The 26,893-nt window shown below is 53.1% G+C and carries 28 protein-coding genes, 1 tRNA gene and 1 other annotated feature; of the genes, 21 read left to right on the top strand and 8 right to left on the bottom strand.

Going from position 1 to position 26,893, the window contains the following annotated elements; genetic code table 11:
- Window positions 1–210: 210 nt before the first annotated feature.
- Genes trmB through hydE form a run of 4 tightly spaced genes read left to right on the top strand, consistent with a single transcriptional unit; the run spans window position 211 to window position 4,552 of the window.
- Entirely contained in the window at window positions 211–915 is a 705-nt protein-coding gene (trmB, locus tag ACE418_RS10865; RefSeq protein ID WP_416450627.1) for a tRNA (guanosine(46)-N7)-methyltransferase TrmB, read from the top strand.
- Window positions 869–2,161: an FtsW/RodA/SpoVE family cell cycle protein gene (locus tag ACE418_RS10860; protein WP_416450626.1), complete on the top strand. Its 1,293-nt coding sequence runs from the start codon at window positions 869–871 to the stop codon at window positions 2,159–2,161. The genes trmB and ACE418_RS10860 overlap by 47 nt, the downstream gene beginning before the upstream one ends.
- Window positions 2,162–2,182: 21 nt before the next feature.
- Entirely contained in the window at window positions 2,183–3,448 is a 1,266-nt protein-coding gene (uraA, locus tag ACE418_RS10855) for a uracil permease (RefSeq protein WP_416450625.1), read from the top strand.
- A gap of 24 nt (window positions 3,449–3,472) precedes the next feature.
- Window positions 3,473–4,552 (top strand): [FeFe] hydrogenase H-cluster radical SAM maturase HydE, encoded by a 1,080-nt coding sequence (gene hydE, locus ACE418_RS10850; RefSeq protein WP_416450624.1) that lies wholly within the window; start codon window positions 3,473–3,475, stop codon window positions 4,550–4,552.
- 781 nt (window positions 4,553–5,333) lie between these two features.
- On the opposite strand, the gene ACE418_RS10845 is transcribed toward hydE, so the two are convergent.
- From ACE418_RS10845 to ACE418_RS10815, 7 genes are all read right to left on the bottom strand, one after another.
- Entirely contained in the window at window positions 5,334–5,810 is a 477-nt protein-coding gene (locus ACE418_RS10845) for a hypothetical protein (RefSeq protein ID WP_416450623.1), read from the bottom strand.
- Between the two features lie 323 nt (window positions 5,811–6,133).
- Complete coding sequence (locus tag ACE418_RS10840) at window positions 6,134–6,616, bottom strand: hypothetical protein (protein WP_416450622.1); 483 nt, start codon at window positions 6,614–6,616, stop codon at window positions 6,134–6,136.
- A 691-nt stretch (window positions 6,617–7,307) separates the two neighbouring features.
- Window positions 7,308–7,736, bottom strand: a complete 429-nt coding sequence (locus ACE418_RS10835) for a hypothetical protein (protein ID WP_416450621.1) — start codon at window positions 7,734–7,736, stop codon at window positions 7,308–7,310.
- A 486-nt stretch (window positions 7,737–8,222) separates the two neighbouring features.
- Complete coding sequence (locus ACE418_RS10830; protein ID WP_416450620.1) at window positions 8,223–8,621, bottom strand: hypothetical protein; 399 nt, start codon at window positions 8,619–8,621, stop codon at window positions 8,223–8,225.
- A gap of 202 nt (window positions 8,622–8,823) precedes the next feature.
- Complete coding sequence (locus ACE418_RS10825) at window positions 8,824–9,060, bottom strand: hypothetical protein (protein ID WP_416450619.1); 237 nt, start codon at window positions 9,058–9,060, stop codon at window positions 8,824–8,826.
- Between the two features lie 50 nt (window positions 9,061–9,110).
- The gene (locus ACE418_RS10820; RefSeq protein ID WP_416450618.1) at window positions 9,111–9,308 is read right to left on the bottom strand and encodes a hypothetical protein; all 198 of its coding nucleotides are present in this window, start codon (window positions 9,306–9,308) and stop codon (window positions 9,111–9,113) included.
- Complete coding sequence (locus ACE418_RS10815) at window positions 9,292–9,528, bottom strand: helix-turn-helix domain-containing protein (RefSeq protein ID WP_416450617.1); 237 nt, start codon at window positions 9,526–9,528, stop codon at window positions 9,292–9,294. Before ACE418_RS10815 ends, ACE418_RS10820 begins: the two co-directional genes overlap by 17 nt.
- 136 nt (window positions 9,529–9,664) lie before the next feature.
- On the opposite strand from ACE418_RS10815, the gene ACE418_RS10810 reads away from it, so the two are divergent.
- Together ACE418_RS10810 and ACE418_RS10805 are read left to right on the top strand one after the other, a co-directional pair.
- Window positions 9,665–10,306 carry a helix-turn-helix domain-containing protein gene (locus ACE418_RS10810; protein WP_292105562.1) on the top strand — a complete coding sequence of 214 codons (642 nt, stop codon included), beginning with the start codon at window positions 9,665–9,667 and terminating at the stop codon, window positions 10,304–10,306.
- Between the two features lie 89 nt (window positions 10,307–10,395).
- On the top strand, window positions 10,396–11,589 hold the full coding sequence (locus tag ACE418_RS10805) for a tyrosine-type recombinase/integrase (protein WP_416450616.1): 1,194 nt from the start codon (window positions 10,396–10,398) through the stop codon (window positions 11,587–11,589).
- A 174-nt stretch (window positions 11,590–11,763) separates the two neighbouring features.
- On the opposite strand, the gene ACE418_RS10800 is transcribed toward ACE418_RS10805, so the two are convergent.
- Window positions 11,764–11,852 (bottom strand) — tRNA-Ser (locus ACE418_RS10800).
- 138 nt (window positions 11,853–11,990) lie between these two features.
- Here ACE418_RS10800 and ACE418_RS10795 point away from each other — a divergent pair.
- The 15 genes from ACE418_RS10795 to ACE418_RS10725 all read left to right on the top strand — a co-directional run bounded on the left by ACE418_RS10795 (window position 11,991) and on the right by ACE418_RS10725 (window position 26,447).
- A complete protein-coding gene (locus ACE418_RS10795) occupies window positions 11,991–12,968 on the top strand; it encodes a C-terminal binding protein (RefSeq protein WP_416450615.1) in 978 nt (325 codons plus the stop codon).
- 18 nt (window positions 12,969–12,986) lie between these two features.
- Window positions 12,987–13,799 (top strand): polysaccharide deacetylase family protein, encoded by an 813-nt coding sequence (locus ACE418_RS10790; protein WP_416450614.1) that lies wholly within the window; start codon window positions 12,987–12,989, stop codon window positions 13,797–13,799.
- Between the two features lie 23 nt (window positions 13,800–13,822).
- Window positions 13,823–14,767 (top strand): phosphodiester glycosidase family protein, encoded by a 945-nt coding sequence (locus ACE418_RS10785; RefSeq protein ID WP_292262139.1) that lies wholly within the window; start codon window positions 13,823–13,825, stop codon window positions 14,765–14,767.
- A 10-nt stretch (window positions 14,768–14,777) separates the two neighbouring features.
- Window positions 14,778–15,680 carry a hypothetical protein gene (locus ACE418_RS10780; RefSeq protein ID WP_416450613.1) on the top strand — a complete coding sequence of 301 codons (903 nt, stop codon included), beginning with the start codon at window positions 14,778–14,780 and terminating at the stop codon, window positions 15,678–15,680.
- A 9-nt stretch (window positions 15,681–15,689) separates the two neighbouring features.
- A complete protein-coding gene (locus ACE418_RS10775) occupies window positions 15,690–16,025 on the top strand; it encodes a hypothetical protein (protein ID WP_416450612.1) in 336 nt (111 codons plus the stop codon).
- A complete protein-coding gene (locus ACE418_RS10770; RefSeq protein WP_416450610.1) occupies window positions 16,022–16,528 on the top strand; it encodes a hypothetical protein in 507 nt (168 codons plus the stop codon). The genes ACE418_RS10775 and ACE418_RS10770 overlap by 4 nt, the downstream gene beginning before the upstream one ends.
- Before the next feature lie 152 nt (window positions 16,529–16,680).
- Window positions 16,681–17,478: an amino acid ABC transporter substrate-binding protein gene (locus ACE418_RS10765; RefSeq protein WP_416450609.1), complete on the top strand. Its 798-nt coding sequence runs from the start codon at window positions 16,681–16,683 to the stop codon at window positions 17,476–17,478.
- Window positions 17,479–17,490: 12 nt separating this feature from the next.
- Window positions 17,491–18,294, top strand: coding sequence for an amino acid ABC transporter substrate-binding protein (locus ACE418_RS10760; RefSeq protein WP_416450608.1), 804 nt, complete (start codon window positions 17,491–17,493; stop codon window positions 18,292–18,294).
- Window positions 18,295–18,505: 211 nt separating this feature from the next.
- Window positions 18,506–19,156, top strand: a complete 651-nt coding sequence (locus tag ACE418_RS10755) for an amino acid ABC transporter permease (RefSeq protein WP_289123120.1) — start codon at window positions 18,506–18,508, stop codon at window positions 19,154–19,156.
- 11 nt (window positions 19,157–19,167) lie between these two features.
- Window positions 19,168–19,935 (top strand): amino acid ABC transporter ATP-binding protein, encoded by a 768-nt coding sequence (locus ACE418_RS10750; protein ID WP_416450607.1) that lies wholly within the window; start codon window positions 19,168–19,170, stop codon window positions 19,933–19,935.
- 497 nt (window positions 19,936–20,432) lie between these two features.
- Window positions 20,433–21,875, top strand: a complete 1,443-nt coding sequence (locus ACE418_RS10745; RefSeq protein WP_416450606.1) for a glucose-6-phosphate isomerase — start codon at window positions 20,433–20,435, stop codon at window positions 21,873–21,875.
- A 15-nt stretch (window positions 21,876–21,890) separates the two neighbouring features.
- Complete coding sequence (galE, locus tag ACE418_RS10740) at window positions 21,891–22,886, top strand: UDP-glucose 4-epimerase GalE (RefSeq protein ID WP_416450605.1); 996 nt, start codon at window positions 21,891–21,893, stop codon at window positions 22,884–22,886.
- Window positions 22,870–23,460: a hypothetical protein gene (locus ACE418_RS10735; RefSeq protein WP_416450604.1), complete on the top strand. Its 591-nt coding sequence runs from the start codon at window positions 22,870–22,872 to the stop codon at window positions 23,458–23,460. Before galE ends, ACE418_RS10735 begins: the two co-directional genes overlap by 17 nt.
- A gap of 18 nt (window positions 23,461–23,478) precedes the next feature.
- Window positions 23,479–24,582, top strand: a complete 1,104-nt coding sequence (locus ACE418_RS10730) for a secretin and TonB N-terminal domain-containing protein (protein WP_416450603.1) — start codon at window positions 23,479–23,481, stop codon at window positions 24,580–24,582.
- 95 nt (window positions 24,583–24,677) lie between these two features.
- Window positions 24,678–24,887, top strand: a binding site (T-box leader).
- A 117-nt stretch (window positions 24,888–25,004) separates the two neighbouring features.
- On the top strand, window positions 25,005–26,447 hold the full coding sequence (locus tag ACE418_RS10725; protein WP_416450602.1) for a sodium:solute symporter family protein: 1,443 nt from the start codon (window positions 25,005–25,007) through the stop codon (window positions 26,445–26,447).
- The last annotated feature ends 446 nt before the right edge of the window (window positions 26,448–26,893 follow it).

Raw genomic sequence — 26,893 nt, 5'->3', positions numbered from 1 at the left:
ACGAAAAAAATAGCTATCAATGGCTTGGTTATAGGATTTCTTATTCAATGAAGTAAGGAGCAAGTGTCAAACTTCCGGGTTTTTATTGACACCGGCGCCGACATTTTTTATAATTAAATAAGTCTGAAAAAGTTAGTCATGGAACCCTTCGGCTTGTACAGCAGGTCTGAAGGGTTCTTGTACGATGGATTATTTTTATAAGGAGGCAACATGCGTTTACGAAGAAAACCGTGGATTGACGAGGCTATCAAGGATTACAGTGATTTTCTCCATTTGGAAAGCTGTGAGAGCTATAAGGGGAAATGGCGGTCCCTCTTTAAGAACCCCGATACGCCGCTGTGGGTCGAATTGGGGACGGGGAAGGGGAATTTCATTTCCCAGATGGCCCAGATCCATAAGGATGTCAATTTCATCGGCATCGAGATCCAGGTCGGCGTCCTCTACTATGCGGGCAAGAAGTGCGCCGCTGCCGAAGTGGACAATGTCCAGCTCCTGCGCTTTGATGTAGCCCGCCTGGAAGATATTTTTGCCCCAGGGGAAGTGGACCGTTTCTTCATCAATTTCTGCGATCCCTGGCCCAAGAAACGCCATGCCAAACGGCGCCTGACGTACCGCGGGTTCCTCGACCGCTATGCACGGCTGCTCCGGGAAGGCGGCCAGATTTACTTCAAGTCCGATAATGCAGGCCTCTTCGATTTCACCCTCGATGAATTCAGGGAATGTGGCTGGCCTTTGTCAGAAGTGACGTATGATCTCCATAACAGTTCGATTTTGAATGAAGCCATGACGGAATATGAAGCCAAGTTCAGCGCCAAGGGACAGCCTATTTTCCATTGTGTCGCTACGCGTCCCAAGGAAGTGATTGCTCATGTTAAAACCCAGATTGACAGTCCGGACCCGGCACCGGAGGACTAATGTCCTCTGGCTGGTTGGGGTTTTTTCGTGCCTCATTGTCATCGGTATGGAAAATATCCTCAGTTCGACCTTTGTCCTCGATGGCGGAAGTACCATTTACGGCTATCTCTTGAAGCAGGTGGGCTTCCTGGTCCTGGGCCTGCTGGCGGCTGCCGGGGTCTGGAAATTGGGCTATCAGTGGCTGCGCCGCTGGTGCGGTACGCTGGTCCTGATCAGCGCCCTGCTGCTCTTTGCCGTCAAGGTCGTCGGTATCACCGTCAACGGTGCACAGCGCTGGCTGGGATATGGTGCCGTGTCTTTCCAGCCGTCGGAATTCGCGAAACTGGCGGCTATCATTTGTACGGCTGCGGCGCTGACTTTCTTTTGGGAATGTCACGGCGACCAGAAAACGGTCGTCGAACGGTTCACTAAAAAATGGCATATCGAGCATTTGGCGCCGTTGTTATTGAAAAAAGAGAAGCTCTTCAAGAGTTATGGCCTGATTTGCCTCTTGCCAGCCCTCTTCCTGGCTGTGGTCATCCTGCTCCAGCCGGATGCCGGCACGGCTATCGTGCTCTTTGTACCGCCGGCATTCATGCTCTTGTGCAGCGGTATTCCGCTCTATGACCGGCACTGGTCGTGGTGGAAGTTAGGTATTTCTATCGTCGTGACGCTGGCTGCCCTGGGCCTGGCCTTTTATTTTTTTGGTCATGATTACCAGAAAGACCGCATCCGGGCCTGGATATACCCTGATGAATACAAGAAGACCATCGGTTATCAGATAAGCCAGAGCCTCATCGCCATCGGCTCCGGCGGTGTCTGGGGCCAGGGCATGGGGACGGGCATCAGCAAGTTCAGTTATCTGCCCGAAGCCCATACGGACTTTGCCTATGCCATCCTCTGCCAGGAATGGGGCTTTTTGGGGGCCATCCTGGTCTTGTTCTTGTTTTTCGCCCTGATTTATTTCGGCATCCAGGCGGCCGGTTCCTGTCAGGACCGATTCGGTATGTTCCTGGCCATGGGCATCACCTTTTCTCTCGGCGGCCAGGGCCTGGTCAATATGGCTATGGTCACGGACTTTTTTCCCGTCGTCGGCGTTCCGCTGCCCTTCATCAGCTATGGCGGGTCGTCCCTTATTTTGAACTTGATTTCCGCATCGCTGCTGCTGCGCGTCAGCTACGATAACTACATCGCCGCGGCCCAGGCGCAGGATATGAGCGCCCATCAGGCCCGGCAGGCCTTGCGGCCGCCCTTTATACGGCATTGATTTTAGGAGGATTTTGATTTTATGGAACAACGAAGAATTATACATGTGGAAGAACGGCTGCCTATCCTGCCGACGATTCCCCTGAGTTTACAGCATCTCTTTGCCATGTTCGGCTCGACGGTCCTGGTCCCGTTCCTGCTCCACGTCGACCCGGCGACGGCCCTGTTCATGAACGGCGTCGGCACGCTCCTTTACCTGACTATTTGTAAATGGCGCCTGCCGGCCTACCTCGGTTCGAGTTTCGCCTTCATTTCGCCGGTCCTGGCCGTCTGCTCGACGCCGGGCATGTCCTATGGCGACGCCCAGGGGGGCTTCATCGTCTTCGGCCTGTCCTTTATGGTCCTGGCGGCCATTGTCGACAAGGTCGGCACCAAGTGGATCGACGTCCTCTTCCCGCCGGCTGCCATGGGCTCCATCGTAGCCATCATCGGCCTGGAACTGGCCCCGCTGGCCATGAATATGTCCGGCTATATGGGCGAAGTCCAGGGCATGTCCAATGAAACGGCTATGATCATCTCGACGTTCACACTGGTCGTCACCATCCTGGCCACCGTCCTCGGCCGGGGCTTCATCGGTATCATCCCCATCCTCATCGGCGTCATTGCCGGTTATATCCTGTCGTTCTTCATGGGCGTCGTCGATTGGACCCACGTCCAGGAAATGCCCTGGTTCGCACTTCCGACTTTCTATAAGCCGGAATTCAATATCAGCGCCATCATGATGATCATGCCGGCCCTCTTCGTCGTCCTGGCCGAACACCTGGGCCATCTCTTCGTCACCAGCGACATCGTCGGCCGCGACCTCATCAAGGACCCGGGCCTGCACCGGTCCCTATTTGCCGATGGGCTGTCCAACGTCCTGTCCGGGCTGGTCGGTTCGACACCGAATACGACGTACGGTGAAAACATGGGCGTCATGGCCATCACCGGCGTATACAGCACCTGGGTCATCGGCGGGGCCGCAGTCTTTGCCATCCTCTTTTCCTTCGTCGGCAAGATCGCAGCCATCATCCACGCCATCCCGACACCGGTCATGGGCGGCGTCTGCATCCTCCTGTTCGGCTTCATCGCCGCTTCGGGCCTGCGTATGCTCGTCGAAAAGAAAGTCGACTATACGCGCTCGAAGAACCTCATCCTCACGGCTGTCACCATGATTTCCGGCCTCAGCGGGGCGACTATCGTCCTCGGTCCGGTCCAGCTCAAGGGCATGGGCCTGGCTACGGTCGTCGCCATGGTCATGAGCCTCATCTTCCTTTTCTTTGAAAAGATTCATTGGGCCAACGAATAAGGCGGCCTGAAAGGAGTTCTGTCTATGACAATTTCACAACCGAAAACCCGCGACGATTTGATCGCGCTGCTCTCGATTACCGATCCTGATGAACTCCAGGCTCTCTATGATGCGGCCTATGCCGTCAAGGCGGCCAATGTGGGCCGTGTCGTCTATTACCGGGGCCTCGTCGAATTTTCCAATTACTGCATCAAAGACTGTAAATACTGCGGCATCCGCAAGAGCAATGACGAAGTGGAACGCTTCGACACGCCGCGCAATGATATCCTGGCCATGGCCCGCTGGGCCTGGGAAAACCGTTACGGATCCCTGACCCTCCAGTCCGGCGAACGGCAGGATGAAGAATTCATCGACTACGTCGAAGGCCTCGTCCGCGACATCAAGGCCCTGAGCCACGGTGAATTGGGCCTGACCCTCTGCGTCGGCGAACAGACGGAAGAGACGTATCGCCGTTGGTTCGACGCTGGCGCCCACCGCTATCTCCTGCGCATCGAAACGAGCAATCCCAGGCTCTATGCGACGCTCCATCCCCAGGACGGCCATCATCGCTGGCAGGTCCGCAAGGACTGCCTGGACAGCCTGCGCCGTATCGGCTACCAGGTCGGGACGGGCGACATGATCGGCCTGCCCGGCCAGACGATGGGCGATTTGGCTGACGATATCCTCTTTTACCGGGACATGGACATCGACATGATCGGCATGGGCCCTTACGTCGTCCACCACAACACGCCAGTCGGCAAAGACGTCATGGCTGCCGGCATGGACAGCGCCGAAGAAAAGAAGCGCCGCCTGGAACTGGGACTCAAGATGATTGCCGTCACACGCCTCTTCCTGCCTGACGTCAACATCGCCGCTACGACGGCCCTCCAGGCTCTCCATCCCCTGGGACGGGAACTGGGACTCAAAGCCGGGGCCAACGTCCTCATGCCCATCGTCACGGTCCCAAAATACCGGCCCCAGTACCTCTTATATGACAATAAACCCTGCGTCGACGAAGTGCCGGATCAGTGCAAGAACTGCCTCAGCGCCCGTGTAGCCTCCGTAGGCGACACCATCGGCCTGGGACAATGGGGCGACTCGCCGCACTTTTTCCATAAGAAGTAGGGGCGCCCAAAGTGCGCCCCGCCGGTCGCTTCAGAATCAGATTGACAACATCGCTTCAGGATACTCGTGACTCGTAAAAGAAGGCCCCGATTGGGGCTCTTGCTAGCCACTAGCCATTAGCTGCTAACCACTTAAAAAGGGCTGTCGCATGTGCGACAGCCCTTTTTGGAAACTGGCGGAAAGTGTGGAACATTCGCATGGTTGAGCCGTTTCCGCCTATGTATTTTATGAAGTGTGCAGAAAGAGTGCAACCCGGTATAATTCCATGTCGTCCCTGCAAATTTTTATCAGCATCAAGAGCGTATTCCTTGGTGCTTTTTTGTTGGCTTCACATGGATGCGGAACAGGGGTCGGAACTTTCGGTAGTATTAAAAAGGCGATGCGATTTATGGAAATAAAAAAAGAACCGACCACTGGCTTACTGGTATAAACACCTCAGCCCGGACGCATTCTGGTCCACTGGTGGTCGATTCCTTTAATTTGTCTACTATTATAGCAGTCGAAACAGATTTAGGCAAATTAAAAATAACTCATCGCTTTTTAAGGGTGATAAAAGTGCTAAGTTATTGAGCGTCCGCACGGCGTCGCAAAACGCTACTCCCCTTTTAGGGCCTCCAAAATCTCTGAATCCTTTTTAGGGCCTCTCAAATCTCGCGATGATTGCCAATTCCCGGAATGGGAATCTGCTCTATTTTCCACGTGGATGCGGAAAAGGCGGATTTCAAGAGCTATATCCAAAATTTGGATTTACTATTTTCCACGTGGATGCGGAAAAGGCACGTCAAATCACACGCATGAGGCCCAACTGGCACGCCGCCAGCTTGGCAAAGATGACCGCATCATTGAGCAGGCTATAGAAAGTATCCTTTGAAATATTGAGGGCTACACACTCTTTCCATGACAGGTGCTTGATGTAGCGGACGACGAATACCTTTTGTTGCAGGCTGTCCAAATGCTGATAGGTGGCCCGGACTATCTTTAGCCAGCGTTCGGGATAGGCTATCTCCGTGCCGTCCGACAGGATGACGCGTTTCAGCTCCGTGGCCTTATCGACTGCCGCCGTGGCGGTCGGGTCGTTTATCCATGCATGGCCTGTACGTCCACAATCTTTATGATCCATACGAACATCCTTGATAGCCTGTTCAATTTCTTTGAAGCGGTAAAACATGGACTCGACGATCCGGGTATTTTTATCGTTGCTTTTCCGTTGTCCTTTGATATGCATGTCGCTCACCTCGTAAAATGCGTTTTTTTTCATTCTGATGCAGTCACAGTCGTTTCTTTTGATGGAACGACGACGGCAGGTATAATTTGTCATGGCCGATATGAAAGACATTTTAAAGGCCGTTTAAGTGGCATATTTTGATTATACCATACACGGGAAACTAAGGTACTAACAAAGAAGCCCTGTCAGTACCTCCGGCGCAAGCTACCAAAATAGTAACGGCATTCCGGCCATAGATAGAGCTTCTTCTATTTTAATTATACCCCAACAGGAATGAGTTTGACTATGTAAATATACTCAAATCAGCATGGAAAAACGGCCAACAGGTAGCCAGCCCGTTGACCGTCCTTTGCAGGTTACTGTTCGTATTCGTACACGCCGTCTAATAGTTTCAAGTCGTCACTGTTGAACACGTTGCGGCCCAAACAGTACCCGTCCTTGAATCCACGGTCATAGTCACTCTTGATAGACAGGTCGTCCGCATCCATGGCCGTTCCCGACAGGGCCACGTTCGCGCCGACCCCAAAACCGTATTCGTAGCTATTCGCCACGGATTTGGCCTTGATGGCCTTTTCGTTGTTGGTGGCCGTTTCATCGAGCGACCCTAAACGAGCGGCATGGATGAGAGAGGGAAGAAGCCCGTGCAGAAACGCGTCATGTTCTGCCGTCAAGATTTCAGCCAACAGCAAATGAATGAGCGTGCCGTTTTCTTCTGGCGACAGGTTCAAGCTGTACAGGTAATCGCTCAACCGCTTTGTTGCTTCGTGGAATTTGTCCGAACGTCCTGCACTGGCACTGAGGGACGGTTCATAGTTGGTCGTTTTGTTCGTATTAATCATGTTATCTCTCCTTTGCTAATAGCCGCATCCATGGGGACGTGGCTTAGTGGCTGAAAATCGGGCCACTAAAAACATGTGAATAGGCCGTGCTTCCTTTAGGGCCTAAAAAATATAAGGATAGCAGGATGACGTGCAGGACAGAAAGCTGACCCAGTAGGACGGCCACAGCCCTGCCGAATCCAATGAGGATGGCCGTATATATGGCAGTCACCGCCGTTTCCCTTTTAGGGTGTCTGATTTGTTAGATTATTAGTCATGCTGACTGCTTTTCGTGTGCTTGCAATCTATGGGGCGCGACATAGATCTAGTTGCCAGCCAACAAGCCAGCCCTATTACTTCACTTACAACAAGTTAATTGCCGACTTCACGTCATTGTGGCCTTCTAATACCCCGTGTACTCGAACCGCTTCACATACTCCCTATTAGCGTATCTCAGTTACGGGGGAGATGGTATATCTATATATATGTGCCTAATGGGAGAAAGTAACACGATATTGAGAATGGCTTAGCCATCGTATTAACTCGTGTTATTATTCTCCTAATCGGAGAATGAAAGGTGATTTTCGTTGAAATTTTCTGCTATTATTCACCTAATTGGAGAATGATTAAAAATAGCTATTAATGGCTTAATCAAGCCATTTAGTCGACTTTTGAGGGGAAATCATTATTCTCCCATTAGGCACATGAGATTTTAATCGTTTGGGCGGTAAGACTTCCACTTATCCGACAGCTTATAAATCGATAGAGATTGTGTTTTTTTGCCAGTGCTTAACCGTTCAATAAAGCCAACTTTTTCGAGGGCCTTCATATCCGTGTAATACTTCCGATTTGTTGGCTTGTATAATCCGTAATTGACAGCGACAGCCAGCCCCATATAAAAAACTTCATCGCGACGGTACTTGTCTACTCCCGGATAATCATCCCTTGGCAAATGCTTTCGAGATGGGTCATTGGCCCTATAGTCGCCACGTCGCCAACAGCGCAAAAGCAAGCGAATCTGATTGCCAGATAGCTCTTGAAAAGCAGGGCTGTTTTCCACTGATTTTGGGATACAGGTGAAGCCGCCTTCTTTTTTGTCCCTAGCTTGCCACGACGGCCAGTTGCGCCCTTTTTGACTCATGTAACCACCACCCGTCAATTATTTGAAGGTCGCCGCATCAGCCGCCGGGCCAGTCGCATGGACACCGCATGACGCTTAATCAGCTGTTCCTGCCCGGCTAGAAAACGCTGAATATCTGCACGGCTGGCTGGCCGATAGTAACCGCCGTCGCCGGAAGTCGTCGAACAAATCAGATGCCGCTTCCTTTCCCAGTTAACACGGCGAACCAGTCCCCGACGGGTCAAGCCCGTGCGCCGCATCAGCTCTCGGCTTGTCATAGCCCGGCCTTCCCCGATTGCGCCAGCTTGTTTGAGGATTTGAAAAACGTACAAAATAAGTTCCCCCTTTCATGCAGGAAGCGGCATAACTGCCGCTACCTGCGAAAATATATGACCTGCCGTCTTTACGGACGGCTTGTTCTCGTGTACAATGCAGACAGGCAACGTCCACGCCAATGGTATTGCCTGCCGCCGTTTTCGGGCCGTCACCCGGAAGCGGCTTTTTCTGTTAGCAGAAAAGATGACGGAATACGTCGTCAATGGATTGCGTGCCATGTTGGCCGAGCTGATTTTCGAGCAGATCGAGCTTGCAGAGCAAGAAGGCTACGAAAGCGGCCAACACGCCGACACGATTGTCGCCCACCACGTCGGTGTCTGCCAAACGGTCGGAAAAAACTGCGATATGTTCGTCGATAGACTGCCGCCAGCCTTCTAGGCCGTTCGCCTGTTTTGCGACGGCAAAAGCGATGAAAGACCCGGTCATTAAGTACCAGAGAAAGCGGCGATGTTCGGGATTGGTCGCGCGTTCGGACGCGTCTGCGTAGCGGCCAATGCGAGCAGTGATTTTGTCGAGCAGAATAGAGTTAGTCATGGTCAATTTTCCTTTCTTCAATAAAAACCGGGTCATACCGCCTAGACAGACGGTTAAAGGCCGCTTTCGGCTTGCATCCAAATCGGTACGGATAAAGTGGACAGCGCGTCACGACACAATCGCGGACTTCCGCCGTTTGGTTGCCACTGCATTGCAGGCAGTGTTGGCGAATTGCTCTTGCCATGGACGGCCGGGAAACGTTTAGCAAAAATACCTGTTGATTTTTCATGCAATCACCTCATTTTTTTAAGTAAAGTTTATTCTGACTGTACAAAAATTCCAAAAAATCTTTATCCCGGACAATGCGTAGCTTGGTGGATAGGTCGATGATTGACCGCCGGTATTTTGGGCGCGTCCGCATTTCTGACAGTAGCCGCCAGAGGGTCACGCGGCCCAACCCGTACTTTTCCTCGAGTTGACGAGGCCGCAACCATTCGTGTCCGAACGAATCAACCCGAACTATTTTCAAATCCATTCTCAATACTCCTCTCATACGGATTCCATGAAGCGAGCAGGGGCTTCAAATCAGAACCACGTGCCGTGGTCGAGGTCGTAGTGATACCACGCGCCGCTGGCATATCGAATACAAATAAAGCCGCTATCGGCAAAAACTTCTGTCGGCGCGCCTTCTTGCCAGTCACACGAGGCCCAATGTTTTTTCGCCAGCGCGACGAGTTGAGGAATCAGCCGGGCCAGCAAATCTAAATCAAGTGTTTCCTTCATTTTCTTCACTCCTCAAAATATCAAGGACGTCAACATTCAATGCTCTTGCCAGCTTCCCCGCCGTTTCCGTGGTCACACAACGTGCAGACTTACTGCGATAGAGGCGTGTGACTGTTTCTGGCGATAAGTCGGCCCGTTGAGCTAAACGACGAAAGCTCAGACAAGCACGAGCTGTTGCGATTTTTAGCTTCGCCGGGTCAATATACAAATCTGCTTTCATGTTTTCACCACCTTTCAAAAACAGGTTTTCACAGCCCTATTATCTCATGAACATGGTTTAAAGTCAAGAGGATACATGTATTTTATTGACTATAAATCTATGATGATGTATTATTAGGGTGAAAGCAGGTGATTACATGGCACTTAAAGACAATTTGAAACGTCTAAGACAGAATGCCGGATACAAACAGGCAAAAGACTTTGCAAAGGCCGCTGGCATTCCTTATTCAAGTTATGCTACATATGAAAGAGGAAGCTGGCCTAATGAAGCCAATTTAACAATGATTGCTTCAACCCTGCATGTATCTATTGATGAATTAATGGGGTACACGCCGAGCCCATTATCCACGATACAGCAGATAAAACAGGATTTTGCTAACGTTGGATATGAACTAAAAGAAGAAGGCTCGACATGGTGGCGTTACGAGATAACCGAACCGGGCGAGGAATATCCTTTTCATATCAAAACAGAGGATGACCTAAAGCAAATATATCAGCAAATCAAATGTGACGTATTTCGTGATTTGAAAAAAGTGTGGGCAGATAACATCCATGATGCTTTAGTGGACTATGAAAGAAAACTCAATAAAGAAGAAAATCAAGCATATTTAAGAATACAGATGAAACTCCTAGAACAGATGAAGCCGCTTTCAGATAAGATGATGAAAGCGGAAGCGGAAGGCGATACAAAAACGCTTGGCAGTTTACAGGAAACGCTGTTCAAATTATTGGAAAAATCCAATATCAAGGGTATTGGTGGTACTGACAAAAAGAAATAGATCATAACCGCATCCACGAAAAACTTTCTTGATGGATTTCATGAAGCGAGCAGGGGCGACATGGGAAACGGATAGGAAGGAGTCTATGTATGTGGTGTGAAGAGAAAATCAATAGCAAGGGTACACGGTATGTCTATCGTGAACGATTTACAGACAAGCGGACAGGCAAGAAGTATCATTTGTCTGTCACGCTCAACAGCAACAGCCGTCATGCTCAGAAGATGGCCGCGAGTATGTTGATGGAAAAATTCAACGAGCTTATCGCGACCAATGAAGAAAAGCATAATGAGCTGGCTATGACAATGACCTTGGAAGCGGTCTGCCGTGAATGGGTAGACAGTACGTCGCTCATGGTCAAGGAAGAAACAAACAACAATCACAAGATGTATTGCAAGCGCATATTGGAAGGCGTGGAAGACGGTCTGCTTTTCGTGGACTTCACGCCAGCCATTGCCGAAAAGGTAGTGCAGACGATGTACTACAAGGAAAAGCTGTCGTTCTCGTACTCGTCGTCCACGCTGACGACTATCAAGGCCGTCATGCGGTATGCCAAAAAGGCCGGGTACATCGACAATATCTATGACTTTGAAGCTATCAAGCTCAAACGCCGCCCGGCCACGCCGGACGAGCTGAAACGGGTCAACAACAAATTCTTGAATCGGCAGGAGTTGAAAGACTGTTTGGAACAATTACGCATCCTCAATCCACGCGTGGCACTGGCTATGGAATTTATCAGCCTTACCGGGCTTCGTTGTGGTGAAATGCTGGCCTTGCGCTGGCAGGACATAGATTTCAAGAAGAAACAGCTCAACGTCAACGGGACTATCGTCAAGAGCCGTTGCAATGGGGATGAAGTACAGCGCGGCACGCCAAAAAACATTTATTCCTATCGTGATGTGGACTTGAATCAGCGGTCGCTGGCTATTCTCCGTTGGTTCAAGGCCGACAACAAAAAAATGGAATTATGGGGACGTAAAGGGAATTGCATCAGCCGTTCCTACCATGACAAGGGCTACGTCTTCACGACACGTTCGGGCGCGCCGTACAATATCCAATTCATCAACCGTCAGTTGCGGAAACTCCATATTCCGGGCAAAAAAATAAGCACGCACATCTTCCGGCATACCCATATCAGTATGCTGGCAGAGATGAACGTGCCGTTAAAGGCAATCATGCAACGGGTCGGCCATAACGACCCCAACACGACGTTACAGATTTATACACACGTCACGGAGAACATGAAGGCCGAAACGCGTGCCAAACTCGAACGAATCAGTATTTGATTCTGGCCCAAAATAGTGAGCAGTAAGTGAGCAAAAAAAGTGCAAAAAAAGTGCAGAAAGGGTGCAAAAAAAGAGCAGTGGGAAACATTCTTTCGTTATCAAAATCGCCTACAATCCGCATGATTAAGCGACTAGAAACATTCAGAAATATTTCTCATTGCTCCCCTAAAGCAGTGGCGGAAAGGGTGGGATTCGAACCCACGGTGCGTTGCCGCATCACTAGTTTTCAAGACTAGCTCCTTAAACCACTCGGACACCTTTCCATAACGAAACTATTATAGCAGAGTTTTTACAACTCCGTCAAGGACGGCACAGGGACTTGATAATTGACTTTTATATGGTATATAATTAGGTGTATCTTTATGACTAAATCTTTTGTTTATAGAAAAGGGGCAGTGATAATGTATCACATAAGTGTTTTGACAGGACGTCAGGATGAAGATGATTTTGGAGAGAGACTGCGCGATGTAGCGCGCGTTGAATATTGTCCTCCCGGAGATGAAGAAGAACTGGCCGACAGGCTCGAAGATGCAGATGTCATCATCTGTAAATCCGAACCGATTACGGCTTCTCTTCTGGAAGAATTGGACGATTTGAAATTGATCGTCGTCTTATCGACGCGGTCGGATAATGTCGATTTGGCGGCTGCCCGGAAAAAGGGCGTCATGGTCATCAACAATACGTCGTACTGTGTCGACGATATTGCCGACCATACGTGTGCCATGATCCTGGCCCTCATCCGCCAGCTTCCGGAGTACCAGAGCGATATCCGCACCAACAGCCGTTGGGAATACGGGTCTGTGCCCTGGCCTATCCACCGTGTCAGCAGCAATCTCATCGGCCTCGTCGGATTTGGCCATGTCGGCCGTGCCGTCGCCGCCCGTCTCCAGGCTTTTGGATGCAAGATCCAGGCTTATGATCCGTTTGTCAGTGAAAAGGTCATGATGGAACGCAGTGTCCGTCCCGTCGACTTCGACAAACTTCTCCAGACCAGCGACGTCGTATCACTTCACATGCCGCTCAACGAAACGACACGCTACATATTCCAGGACGAACAGTTCGAGGAAATGAAAGAAGGTTCCATGTTCGTCAACTGCTGCCGCGGCGGCCTGGCGGACGAAGCGGCCCTTTATCATGCTGTCGACGACGGCCATATCCGCAGTGCCGCCCTCGATGTATTGTCCATGGAACATCCGAGCCCGATGCTGCTCAAGATGATTGCCCGGCCGGAATTCCTGCTCACGCCCAATGTCTGCTTCCATTCGATCGAAGCCGACAAGGCCGTCCGCGATGATGCCGAACGTTACATCCGCCTGTTCCTGGCCGGTCATTACGATGAGCTGCCCGTCGTGACGGTGCGGGATAACGAAGAATCTTAACGAGAGGGGCTGTACAATTTGCGTATATGGAAACTGGCCTTCCTGGCTATCCTGTGTTGCTTCATGCTGGCCGGCTGTACGCCTGGGAATCAGGCCGGCGATACGGCCACGACTGCGAAAAAAGATTCGCAGCCACAGGTGGAAATGGCCGTGCCCAAGCAGGGCATCCCGGTCCTGATGTATCATATGATCGGCGATGTACCCGATAACGATGCGGTCCTCTTGGAATCGCACTTCCGGGAACAGATGAAATTTTTGAAGGACAATGATTTCCATCCCATTACCCTGGACCAGCTCTACGACTATATGGTACATAACAAGCCCGTACCGGTCCGGCCGGTCGTCCTCACTTTTGACGACGGCTACCCCGATACGTACAGCATCGTCATGCCTGTTTTGAAGGAATATGGCTTTGCCGGGACGGTTTTCGTGCCGACGTATGATACGGATCAGGGGACGCGCTTGAACTGGCAGCAGGTCAAGGAAATGCAGGCTGCCGGCCTGACCATTGCGTCTCATAGCTATCACCATGAACGGGCGACGGACATGACAGGGCGTACCTTTGCCGATGAAATCAAGAAGAGCCAGGCTGAACTCAAGGAACAGCTGGGCATTACCAATGAATATTTCTGCTATCCCTATGGCGGCTATACGAAGAGCGCCGGCGATGCCCTGAAGGCGGCCGGCATCAAGCTGGCCTTTACCATGGATCCGGGCTGGGCTAAGTACGGAGATAACCCGTATGCCGTCAAGCGCATCTGGATCGGCAATGCCGTCGATATAGAAAACTTCAAGCAGCGCGTCACGACGCCGCAGTATGAAGAACGCTAACTTTATTATTTTCGAGGTTACTTATGAGGAAACACGTAAAAGAAATCGGTAAGTTTTTTGTCTTTGTCGCCATTTTCTTCGCCTTGACATCGCCGTTTGTCGTCCTCTTCGGACCGTTCGACAACTTGAAGCGCACCGTCGTCGGGGCTATCCTGAAGAGCCGTCATCCCCAGTACATCACCTGGCTTTTTTCGCAGGAAGAAATCGACGAAATCCTGGGCGGCATCAGCTCGACGCCGAAGCAGGAACTGTTCAAGTTCAAAGCCCGGACGGACTCGACACTTACCCTGAAGAATATCGATTCCAGCCGTTTCAAGGGATTCCTCCTGGAAATCCCGGATCCGCATCGCGTGCAGGTCGCGACGGCTGAAAATATGGATGAAAAAGGCGACACGACCAGCGGCATTGCCGAACGCGTCGGCGCCGTAGCGGCCATCAATGCCGGCGGCTTCTATGATGCCAACGGGACCGGTACGGGCCGCCAGCCTTACGGTTTCATCCTCCATGATGGCAAATATCTCCTCGGCCAGGATGCGTCCGATGAGGAAGAAAATGAATTCGTCGGCTTTACCAAGGACGGCAACCTCATCGTCGGCAACTACTCCAAGGCCGAACTGAAAGAAAAAGACGTCGTTGAAGGCATTTCCTTCGGGCCGGCCCTCATCGTCAACGGCGAAAAGATGATCACCCATGGCGACGGCGGCTGGGGCGTCGGTCCCCGTACGGCCATCGGCCAGCGCAAGGACGGTACGGTCCTCTTCCTGGTCATCGACGGCCGCCAGCCTGGCTATTCCGTCGGGGCGACACTGCGCGACATCCAGAATATCATGTATGAAGAAGGCGCCGTCATCGCGGCCAACCTGGATGGCGGATCGAGCTCGACGCTGTATTATAACGGCAAAGTCATCAATAAACCGGCGGACCTCTTAGGTGAACGCATGATTCCGACGGCGTTCGTCGTCAAGTAGGAGGCAGGCTATGAAAATACGAAAGTTCATTGCAGTCTTTCTGGCCGGCATTGCCGTCCAGGCTGCTGTTTATCTCTATCTGGACCAGGTCTTGTTCGCGCCGACGTCGGATTTCCAGATCGGCGGCACGAATCAGCAGGAAGCCATGGGCGAAGGGACGGAACCGAACGGCCGCAGCTTCTATTCCTATGACAAGCGCTTCATGGCGACCATCGTCGACGACAGGGTCACTATTTACGAAGCCGGCAAGAAGAACGATCCCCAGCGCATCAATCTCCACGGCCGCAAGGTATCCTTCTTTGAATGGCTGCCGGACCGTAACCTGGCTATCTTCGCCACCTATGGCCGCGACAAGAAGACCGGCAAGTACGGCGTCTACATCGCCCAGTACAACCCGATTTATCCGGACCGCGAACTCGATACGCCTATCGAAGATGCCCCGGCCGACAGCAAAATCGTCGACGTCGCTTATTCGACGGCGACCAACGTCGTCTACATGAAGCTCCAGGTCGATGAAAATAAATACCGTATCTACCGGACCGATGCCAACTACGATACGCGCCGCATCCGCGTCCAGGCAGAAAACATCGGCCGCATCGCTGTCTTCTACGACTCGGATACGTTCTTCTACGACAACCTGCGCACCGGCGTCGTCTACATGTTCGACGGGGCGACCAGCAGCTGGCGTGAAATCTCGCCGAGTGGCAATTTCCGTCTCATCGGCATCGACGGCCAGGAAATCTACATCGCCGAAATGAACCACGACGACAAGGTCGTAGCCGCCTACCGCGGCCGCCTGCGGGTGGGCTTCAAGAAGATCGCGACGTACAAGACGCCAGAAGACTTCAGTAAGATTACCCTGAACAGTATGCACGAAGCATCGGAAAAATCCGATAAAATGGAAAAGAAGTAGGTGATTGTCATGGCAAAACATAAGATTCCCAAGAATCGCTCTATCGAAGACATGTTCCAGGGCGTCGAAGAAGAAGCGACCTTTGAAACGACGGGCTGGGAAGACGACGAAGTGAGCGTCCGCCAGCCGCAGGCCAAAAAGACGGCCAAGAAGCAGACAGCTTCGGATTTCCGCCGCCAGTTCTTCACCGATGACCTCCAGGAAAAAGTCGGTTCTATCCTGTTGGATATCAAGATGGCTTACTTCAAGGACGGCGTCGGCGACATCTCCCTGGAAGTCGTCAAGGACGGCCGCAACGTCGTCATCAAGACGGCACCGAAGACGAGCAAGAAACTGAGAAAATGAAACAGGCAGACCTGGAAAAGCATTTCCGCTGTGGTCCCGTCGAGGCGGCCTATGAGAACTCGAAATGGTTTTCCGGCTTCATGAAGGGCCTCTTCCTCCTGGTGGCCATCTATTTCTTCTGGCTCATGACGGGGGAAGCGCACCTGGTCGAACACCTCGACAACTGGGCCGTCCTGGCCTTCTGCCTGTGGCGCATCCATCGCCAGGACGACGTCATGTGCTACGTCACCCAGAAGGGCCTCATCGTCCGCCGTCAGTTCCGGTCGCTCCATGAGTTCTACGACGACCAGTTCCATGAAGAACGGAGCCTCATCTTCCTGCCCTATAAGGATATCTTCGTCATCAGCGACAACTGGCAGGAAATCCAGCTGGGCGAAGCTGAAGAAGGGGGCCTGGCCGTCCTGCCCGTGCACCTGCAGTTCCTCTCGAAGCGCAATAAACAGCGCATCATCGACCGCATCAAGCAGGCCCACGAGACAGACGATGACGACAGCGCCCACTAACAGTGCCTCTTATATGTATGGTATGCATGAATCGGCATGGAGACATGCCGATTTTTTATACCCTAAAGCCTTTATCTTTTTAACGAAATAAAGTAAAATAAGGCTTGTACACAACGGTACGCCTAGATGATCTCAAGGGGAGAGCGATAATCATGGAATGGAAAAAATACGCAGCTGCCGGTATGGCGGCACTTCTGACAGCCACTTTCGTCGCCGGGTGCGGCGGAGACAAACAGGCCGATAAGGGGGCGACGGCTCAAAAGGGGAAAATCGTCATCGGCCTCGATGACAACTTCCCGCCTTTCGGATTCCATGATGAAAGCGGCGAACTCGTCGGCTTCGATATCGACATGGCCAAGGAAGCCAGCAAGCGCCTGGGCATGGAAGTCGAATTCAAGCCCATCGACTGGGACAGCAAGGAAACGGAACTGAAGAGCAAGAAAATCGATGCCATCTGGAACGGCCTGTCCATCACGCCGGAACGGGAACAGAACATCCTCTTCTCCCGGCCTTATGAAAACGGCCCGCAGATCCTGTTGGTCAAGAACGACTCGCCCATCCAGGGCAAGGCCGACCTGGCCGGCAAAATTGTCGGCACCCAGCAGGGCAGCACCGGCCTGGAAGCCATCGAAGCCGAACCGGAACTGCGCGATTCCTTCAAGGAACTGAAACAGTATTCGGATAACGTCACGTCCTTCATGGACCTGGAAGTCGGCCGCATCGATGCCGTCGTCGTCGCCCAGACGACAGCGGCGTACTTCATCAAGAAGAACAACGCGCCGTTCCGCATCATCGACGTCGGCTATCCTGATATCCCCAGCGGTGTCGGCATGCGTAAGGACGATACGGAACTGAAGGCCCAGATCGACAAGGTCCTGGAAGACATGCACAACGACGGCACGTCGAAGAAGATTTCTGAAAAATGGTTTGGCATCGACGTCACGATGTAAGGAGGAATTTACATGAATTGGAAAAAAGCACTGGCTGCGGGCACCCTGGCTGTAGCAGCCGTTACTATGGTCGCCGGCTGCGGCGGCAATGCCAATAAACAGGCAGAACAGAAACTGCCCGACAAGATCGTCATCGGTCTCGATGACAACTTCCCGCCCATGGGCTTCCGCGATGACAGCGGCCAGCTCGTCGGCTTCGACATCGACCTGGCACAGGAAGCCTCCAAGCGCCTGGGCATCCCGGTCGAATTCAAGCCTATCGATTGGGACAGCAAGGAAGCGGCCCTCAAGAGCAAACAGGTCGACATGCTCTGGAACGGCCTGACCATTACGGACGAACGGGCCCAGCAGATTGCTTTCTCCAAGCCCTATATGAATAACGCCCAGCTCCTCGTCGTCCGCGCCGATTCGCCCATTAATGACCGGGCCGGCCTGGCTGGCAAGGTCATCGGCACCCAGGAAGGGAGCAGCTCCATCGACGCCCTGGAAAAGAATGCCGAATTCAAGGATTCCCTGGCAGAAGTCAAGAAATACGGTGACTTCGTCAATGCCTTCATGGACCTGGAAATCGGCCGTACAGACGGCATCCTCGTCGACAGCGTCGTCGGCCGCTACTACATGGCCAAGAAACCGGGCAAGTTCAAGGTCATCGACGACAAGATGGGCGATGAAAAATTCGGCGTCGGCATGCGCAAGGAAGATACGCTCTTGCAGGATAAGCTCAACGACGTCTTGAAACAAATGAGTGAAGATGGTACAATGACTAGGTTGTCCCAGAAGTGGTTTAACGAAGATATTACCATTAAAGTACAGTAAGCGGGGATTCGCAGTTCGCATTCGCGACGGTCCTATGGGGACCGTATGTAGGGGCCGCCCAAAAGGGCGGCCCGCCTTGCGTATATGCGTGAATCCTATACTGTATATATGTCAATCCGCCAATCGTAGGGGCTCGCACGTGGCGAGCCCGTTACCGGATTTTGGGGAAGCCCCGCCTCTGTATATGTATCAAGTCCAAAAAGGAGTCAACATGGATTATTTATTTCACATCGTGCCTGCCGTTGCCGTAGGCCTGCAGATTACCCTGAAAATTTTCATCATCACCATCGTCCTGAGCCTGCCTTTGGGTATCCTCATGGCTATCGGCCGTATTTCCAAGATCGCCATCCTGCGTAAGGCTATGTACGCTTATATCTACGTCATGCGCGGTACGCCGCTCATGCTGCAGATCTTGTTCATCTACTACGGCCTGCCTTTCATCATCGACGGCCTGAAACTGCCGGCCTTCCCGGCGGCCATCATTGCCTTTGTCCTCAACTATGCCGCGTACTTTGCTGAAATCTTCCGCGGCGGCATCCAGTCCATCGATCGCGGCCAGTATGAAGGGGCAAAAGTCCTGGGCATGACTTACGTCCAGACCATGCGCCGCATCATCCTGCCCCAGGTCATCAAGCGCGTCCTGCCGCCGGTCTCGAACGAAACGATCAACCTCCTCAAGGATACGTCCCTGGTCTACATCCTGGCCATGAACGACATCCTGCGCATTACGCGCTCCATCGTACAGCGTGACTTCGACACGACGGCCTTCCTGGTCGCTGCCGTCTTCTACCTGTTCTTTACCTTTATCCTGACCAAGGTCTTTGGTTATCTGGAAAAACGCTATGCCGTTTACGATGAATAAGGAGGATTATCATGAGTTTTATTGAAATGGACCATATCCGCAAGAGCTTCGGGAATCTCGAAGTCTTGAAAGACGTCACCCTCCACGTTGAAACGGGGGAAGTCATTTCCATCATCGGCCCGTCGGGCAGCGGCAAGAGTACCTTCCTGCGCTGTCTCTGTCAGCTGGAAACGATTAACAGCGGTTCCATCGTCGTCGACGGCCAGACCATGGTCAGCACGCCTGAAGGAAGCAATCGTGCCGTCTACGCTCCGGCAGCCGACGTCCGGGCCATCTGCCGCCGCATGGGCATGTGTTTCCAGCACTTCAACCTCTTCCCGCACATGACTGTCCTGGACAATATCCTGGAAGCGCCGCGCATCGTCAAGAAGATGAAGACCGAAGACATCATGCCCAAAGCCGAAGAGCTCCTGAAAAAAGTCGGCCTCTGGGACAAACGCGATGCCTATCCGTCGCGCCTCTCCGGCGGCCAGCAGCAGCGTGTGGCCATTGCCCGCGCCCTGGCCATGGATCCGGACATCATGCTCTTCGACGAACCGACCAGCGCCCTGGACCCGGAACTGACCGGCGAAGTCCTGCGGACCATCAAACAGCTCGCCGATGAACACATGACCATGATCATCGTCACCCACGAAATGGCCTTCGCCAAAGAAGTCGCCGACCGCGTCATCTTTATGGCCGACGGCATCATCCAGGAACAAGGCAAACCGGAAGACGTCTTTGAACACCCGCAGAACGAACGGACCCAGAACTTCCTCAAGTCCATGCTCCATTTTTGAGGGCAAAATCGCAATTCGCAGGCCGCAAGGCTCCCCTCATAGGGGAGCTGGCCGCCAAAGGCGGTCTGAGAGGTTGCCCATGGCCCGCTTGCGGGAATCTCGTGGGTCGTATTGTAGGGGCACCAACGTGGGGCGCCCGTCGGTATATGAAAGAATCCCGTTATCAACTATTTACGTGAGCGGGCTCGCCACGTGCGAGCCCCTACAGCAAAAGAGGCTGTCGCACGAAGGTTTTTGCCATCATGCGAGGCCCCTTCAACTTAAAAGTTTTTCGTTCGTAGTTCATCGTTCATCGCGATGGATTGATATTTTTAATCCCATACGACAAACGATGAACGACCTACGATCAACGTAAAAAGAGGCTGTCTTAATGCGACAGCCTCTTTTTCCACATCGGGCCCTTCGCCGTCCAGGAGGTAGCCTGTGCGCCCCGTTTTATGATATAATGATTTCGTACGCGAATAAGACATTATTCTATCGAAAGGTAGGGAGTTTACATGACCCAATTAAAATTACGTTCTGGATTCACTTTTGACGTAACCAACCTTTATGGTCCCAAGGCCGTCACGGAAGAAGAAGTCAAGGATTTTGAACCCGTTTACACCAAGGCTCACGAAGCCGTTATGAATATGCGCAAGACCGGCATCATGCCGGGCCATCTCTCGAAAGACGGCGAACCGGAAGAAGTCCTCTTCCCGCAGCTGCCGTACATCGAAGACGGCAACATCAACAGCCCGGAACGCATCTTTGCCCTGGAAGAACTGGCACGGACGACACGCAACCGCGTAGACGCCGTCGTATTCCTCGGCATCGGCGGTTCCTATCTCGGCGGCAAGGTCCTCTTCGACGTCCAGTGCGGCGAATTCTGGAACCTCAAGAGCACAGCAGAACGCAAAGGCTTCCCGAAAGCCTTTTTTGCCGGCAACAACGTTGACTCCCATAAAATGACGGGCCTCATCCATTTCCTCAAGGCCGACAGCCACACCAAACCGAACTATACGGTCATGGCCGTCGTCATTTCCAAATCGGGTTCGACCATTGAACCCATGTCTAACTACATGGTCCTCAAACAGGCCATGGATGACGCCGGCATCGCCCTGGAAACGGTAGCCGTTACGGACCCCCACGACGGCGGCGAAAAAGAAACGCTGCTCCACGGCCTGGCCAAGAAATCGGGCTGGCCCATCTTCTACGTTCCCGATGGCGTCGGCGGCCGTTTCAGCGTCTTCTCCGAAGTCGGCCTCATCGTCGGTGCCCTCACGGGCTTTGACATCCGCCAGTTCCTCGACGGTGCCCGCGACATGGACCACGCCTGCCAGAATCCGGATATCTGGCAGAACCCGGCCCTCCTCAACAGCGTCCTCAAGTTCCTGGCCGGCAAGAACCATGGCCGCGGCCTGGAAGTCCTCATGCCCTATGCAGACAACCTGAAATCCCTGTCCGAATGGTACATCCAGCTCCTGGCTGAATCCCTTGGCAAACGCCTGGACAAACAGGGCAATGTCGTCAACTACGGCCGCACGCCGATCGTCGCCGTCGGCACGACGGATATGCACGCCCAGACCCAGGAACACCAGGAAGGCCCGCAGGACAAAGTCGTCCAGTTCGTCTCCATCGAAAACTGGCCTGACGACGTCACGGTTCCCCATCTCTATGACGAATACCCGAAACTCGCTGCCTTCAGCGGCCTGCCTTTGAGCCAGATTCTGGAAGCGGCCCGCAGCTCCAACGCCGAAGCCCTCGCCGGCGACGGCCGTCCCAGTGCCAACTACATCCTGCCTGCCCTGACCCCGTATCACCTGGGTGAATTGATGTTCATGCTCTGCCTGTCCATCGCTTACGAAGGCGAATACGCCAACGTCGACGCCTTCAACCAGCCCGGCGTCGAAGTCTACAAGAAATTCCTCGGCGGCCGCCTGAAAAAATTACAGGAACAATAATGGGGGCATAGTATCATGAATATTCTCGTTACAGGCGGCGCAGGCTACATCGGCAGCCATACAGTCAAGGCCTTATTGGCTCAGGGCCACAACGTCATCGTCATCGATAACCTTTCGCGCGGCCATCGGGCAGCCGTCCCCGAAGAAATCCCTTTTTACGTCGTCGACATCCATGACATCGACCGGGTACGGCACATCATGGAAGACATGAACATCGACGCCGTCATGCACTTCGCCGCCCACAGCCAGGTCGGCGAATCCATGGAAAACCCGACGATTTATTACGACAACAACGTCGTCGGCTCGTACTGCCTCCTGGAAGCCGTACGCCGGGCCGGCGTCAAATACTTCGTCTTTTCGTCGACGGCCGCTGTCTACGGCGAACCGGAACAGACGCCGATTACGGAAGATATGCCCTACCATCCGACCAACGTCTACGGCCAGACCAAGCTCATGATCGAAACCATGCTGGCCCAGTTCAGCCGGGCCTATGGCCTGCGCTACGTGGCCCTGCGCTACTTCAATGCCGCCGGGGCCGATGGAAGCGGCACCATTGGTGAAGACCACACACCGGAAACACACCTCATCCCCCTGATCTTGCAGACGGCTCTGGGCCAGCGGGACAGCATCAAGATCTTCGGCACCGACTATCCGACGCCCGACGGTACCTGCATCCGTGACTACATCCACGTCACAGACCTCGCAGACGCCCACGTAAGGGTCCTCAAGTACCTCGCCGAAGGGGGAGAATCGCAGTACTTCAACTTAGGCTCTCAGAACGGCTTCAGCGTCCGTGAAATGATCGAAGCCGCCAAGAAAGTCACAGGCAAAGACTTCAAAGTCGAAGAAGCACCGCGCCGTGCCGGCGACCCGGCCATCCTCATCGCCGGATCCGAAAAGATCCGCCGCGTCACAGGCTGGCAGCCGACACACAGTAAAGTAGAACAAATCATTGCCGATGCCTGGAACTGGCATCAGCATCATCCGCAGGGTTATGGAGATAAGAAATAGAGTCTTGTCCGTCCTGCAAAAGGTAAGGAACGGTATCGTTCAGCATCGCAAGACATGGCTTCCCTATATAGGGATACTTGTCTGCCTTGGCGCCATCTGGATATGGTGGGACGAGCCGTCGCAGGGACAAGAACAGATGAAACGGGATGCCGCTCAGCATGAAGCTGGGTCGCATCCCGTTTTTTCTGCTTCTGACGAGGCTGAGCGGAAAGACGGCAAAGGGGACCTCGTCTACGATGTCCGGCCGGCCTTGCGCTATAAGCCCTTACCTGATTTGTTTGCCGGCAGTCTGCCGAAGAAGACTGCTGCGCCTGAAGCGGTACAGCCGCCTGTTCCGGCGGCAGTGCTTGAAGAAGCTAAGGAAAAGCCTAAAAAAGAGAAAAAAGAATGGATGCTGCCCGTCGTCTGTGGGGCCGTCCATGAAGGAGATAATCACCTGGTCATTTTGAAATGGCAGGGACAAACGGCGACTTGTGCAGCTGGAGAATGGTGGAACGGCTGGTATATCGCCTATGTCAACCGCCAGGCTGCTGGCCTGCAGCGGGACGGACGGGTTTTTGAAATCCCTTTGTAAGGAAAGGCAGGGAGCATTATGAAGGAGTGGAAGAAATGGCTGGCAGCCGGCATCTGCTGTCTTTGTCCATGGACAGCCGGTGCTGTCGATGTCCAGGTGCGGGATGTGCCGACGCGGACGGTATTGGAAGGACTGGCCCGGTCAGGGAATGTCAATCTTGTCGTCGATGACAGCGTGCAGGGTTCGTTGACCCTGAACCTCCATGACGTCACTTTGGAAGAAGCCTTGCAGGCTATTGCTGACAGCCAGGGATTGTATTACGAAAAATCCGGCCCTATCCGTATGATGAGCGGGGCGAAATCAGGAAAAGGCGTCAAGACATTCCATACCTGGGCGCTGCGCTATGCCGACCCGGTCGTTTTGAAGGAAGCCGTTCAGGCAGCCGTACCGGAAGCCGATGTGCGCTGTCATAGCGATACGAATACCCTCGTCGTCGGCGGGACGCATCAAGTTCAAGCCGCTGTCCAGTCCCTGGTGAAGCGCCTCGATGTGCCGGCGCGTCAAGTCGATGTCTCGGTAGAGGTCGCCTCTGTCGATGACAGTTTGCTGAAGCAGACCGGTGTCGAGTGGAACTGGTCGACGGTAGAAGGCGGAGCGGACCACGACGTCTTTTCCCTGGCTGGGACGATCCACGCCCTTGAAGAAAAGGGGCAGGCCCATATTTTGGCTTCGCCCCACATGGTCGCTGCCAATGGCCGGGAAGCGCATATCCTCATTGGTGATAAGGTTCCCGTCCAGACAGAGCATCTGTCCGGCAAGGAAACGATGGTAAGCACGACGTACGAAGAGGCGGGCATTAAGCTGACGTACACGCCGCAGATCCATCCCGATGATTCGGTGACGGCCCAGCTGGTGGCGGAAGTGAGTACGCCTGTTTTTGTGCCGGAAATGAAGGCCTACCGCATTGCGACGCGCCAGGCCCGGACGGTCGTGCGTCTGCGCGATGGCGAGCCTTTGGTCATCGGCGGTCTGATTCGCCGGGAAGAGGTCGAGCATTTCCGCAAGGTGCCCATTCTGGCGTCATTGCCGGTGTTGGGAAAATTGTTCCGCTATCACTATAAATCGCATAAAAACACAGAAATTGTCTTGATTCTCAGGTCGCACGTTTTACTTGATTCGTAGTACGTTTTACGTGATTTTCTTTTGATTTTTTCGTCAGATTTTGCTTGACTTTATTTTATTTTCCTGTATAATTCATTTCAACAACAGATTTCCTGATAACAGTTGTGATGGAAAAAAGTAGTGTCTTTGAACTTTTCAGAGAGTCTCCGGCCGGTGTGAGGGGATAAGGGAGAAGGCATGAAGTTCATTCCTGAACTGTACGGCTGAACGTGAGTAGGCTGTACCGGGGCGGCTGCCGTTATACGGCCATGAGTTGATCGATTCGAGATAATTAGGGTGGTACCGCGGAATCTTCCGTCCCTGGCGTACCACTCTTTTTTTTATCCTTCTATCGGTAAATTGGGTGGTACCGCGACTGAGTCGTCCCTTTTGTGAGGGGCGGCTTTTTTTTCGGGAAATTATTTTAGAGAGGAGTTTTTACTATGGGAACTACAGGGATTCAAGTCTTCATTATTTTAGTGTACATCGGCGTTCTCTTCGGTATCAGCTGGTATGTCAAGCGCAAGGCTGCCGCATCGGCAGAAGCCTATGTCCTGGCTGGCCGCAAATTGACGACGCCCCTTATCATGGTGTCCATCGTTGGCCTGGCCGTCGGCGGGGCTTCGACTATCGGCGTGGCTGAACAGGCTTATAAAGTCGGGTTATCGGCTGGCTGGTATACGGCTGCCTGGGGCATCGGGGCCATCGTCATGGGCCTGACGGTTGCCAAGAAGTATCGTCAGCTCAATATTACGACCGTGCCGGAATTGCTGGAACGGTATTATGACCGCCGCAGCATGATTGCCGGTATCGGCTGTCAGGTCCTGGTCCAACTGGTCATCATGAGCTTGCAGTACGTGGCAGGCGGCGCCATCCTGGCCGCCTTGATGCCGAACATCTTCACGCCGGTCACGGGCATGCTCACCAGCGCCGTCGTCTTCATCGGCATTACCCTCATCGGTGGCATGTGGTCGGCCAGCCAGTCCAATGTCCTCAATGTTACCTTGCAGTACATCGGCATTACGGTAGCGGCCTTCCTCATCCTGGGTATGGCCGGCGGCATCGACGTCGTCGCTATCCAGGCTCCGTCCCTTACGTCCATGGACCTCATCAGCGGTGTTGGTCCTATGACCATCATTACCTGGATCGTCGTCCTCATTACGGTCAATGTTTCGCTCCAGGCTATCATCCAGATTTCTCTTGGCGCCAAGGATGTCCAGACGGCCCGCAAAGGCTTCATCATCGGCGGCCTGGTCATGCTGCCGGTCGGTTTCATCGCCGCACTCCTCGGTGTCATCGCTTCGGAAATGTATCCGGCTATTTCGCCGACGACGGCTCTGCCGAAACTTATCATGTCCCTCAATCCCTGGATTGCCGGGGTCACGCTGGCTTCGCTGTGGGCTGCTGATGTCAGCACGGCTTGCAATCTCCTGCTGTCGGCAGCTACCTTGTATTCCCACGATATCCATAAACAGTTCATCGATCCCCAGATGTCCGATAAGAAATACATGGCCGTTACCCGGATTTCGGTCCTGCTCCTGGGCCTGCTGACGTTAGGCTTCGCCCTGACTATCAGCGGTATCATTTCGACGCTGATGGCTGGCTTGTCGCTGATGACAGCCTTCGCAGTCATCGTCCTCATGACCATGTATGCTCCGAAATATTGCTCCCGTCAGGCTGCATTCTACACCATCCTGGCTTCTATCATCGTCCTCGTCGCCTGGATGTTCGTTCCGGCCGTTCGCGTACTGCCGCACGTCATCTATGCTGAATGGATTGTTTGCGCCGTCACCTTCTGCGGTATCAGCTTCGTATCCAAGAAAGCGATTGCTACGGACGGATTGGTGGAAGAAACAAAAACCGTCGGTGCACCGGCACAACATTAGTAGTATCGGTCGGCCGGCTGCTTATTGCGCGAATCTGGCCGGCTCTGCACGCTGGGACTGCGTTGTCGTCAGTCGACGTAGCTATGGGGCTACGCCTCCTTCCTCCGCCTTGCCCCAGCGCGCATATCCAACCATCTTAGCGCAAACGCAACCGGTCGGCCGATACGGTGATTTCCGGCCTAAAGTAAAAAAGGGGCTGTCGCACGAAGGTTTTTGCCATCATGTGATGACCCGTTTACTTTATAGTTTGTAGCACAGAGTTTGTAGTTTGCAGAGAAAAGCTTTAAATTTAAACCCATCCGCTAACAACTAACAACTAGCCACTAGCCACTAACAACTTGAAAGGAGCTGTCGCGATGCGACAGCTTCTTTTTGCTCCCTTGAGAGGTTGTTTTTAAATCACTGCGTGGAAATTCAACCTCTCCGGCCCGTTGGGCCACCTCCCC

The sequence above is a fragment of the Megasphaera jansseni genome (assembly GCF_047974155.1).
Classification (GTDB): Bacteria; Bacillota; Negativicutes; order Veillonellales; family Megasphaeraceae; genus Megasphaera.
The sequence above is the reverse complement of the archived record's forward strand: the minus strand, read 5'-3'. Positions and strand labels throughout refer to the sequence as shown.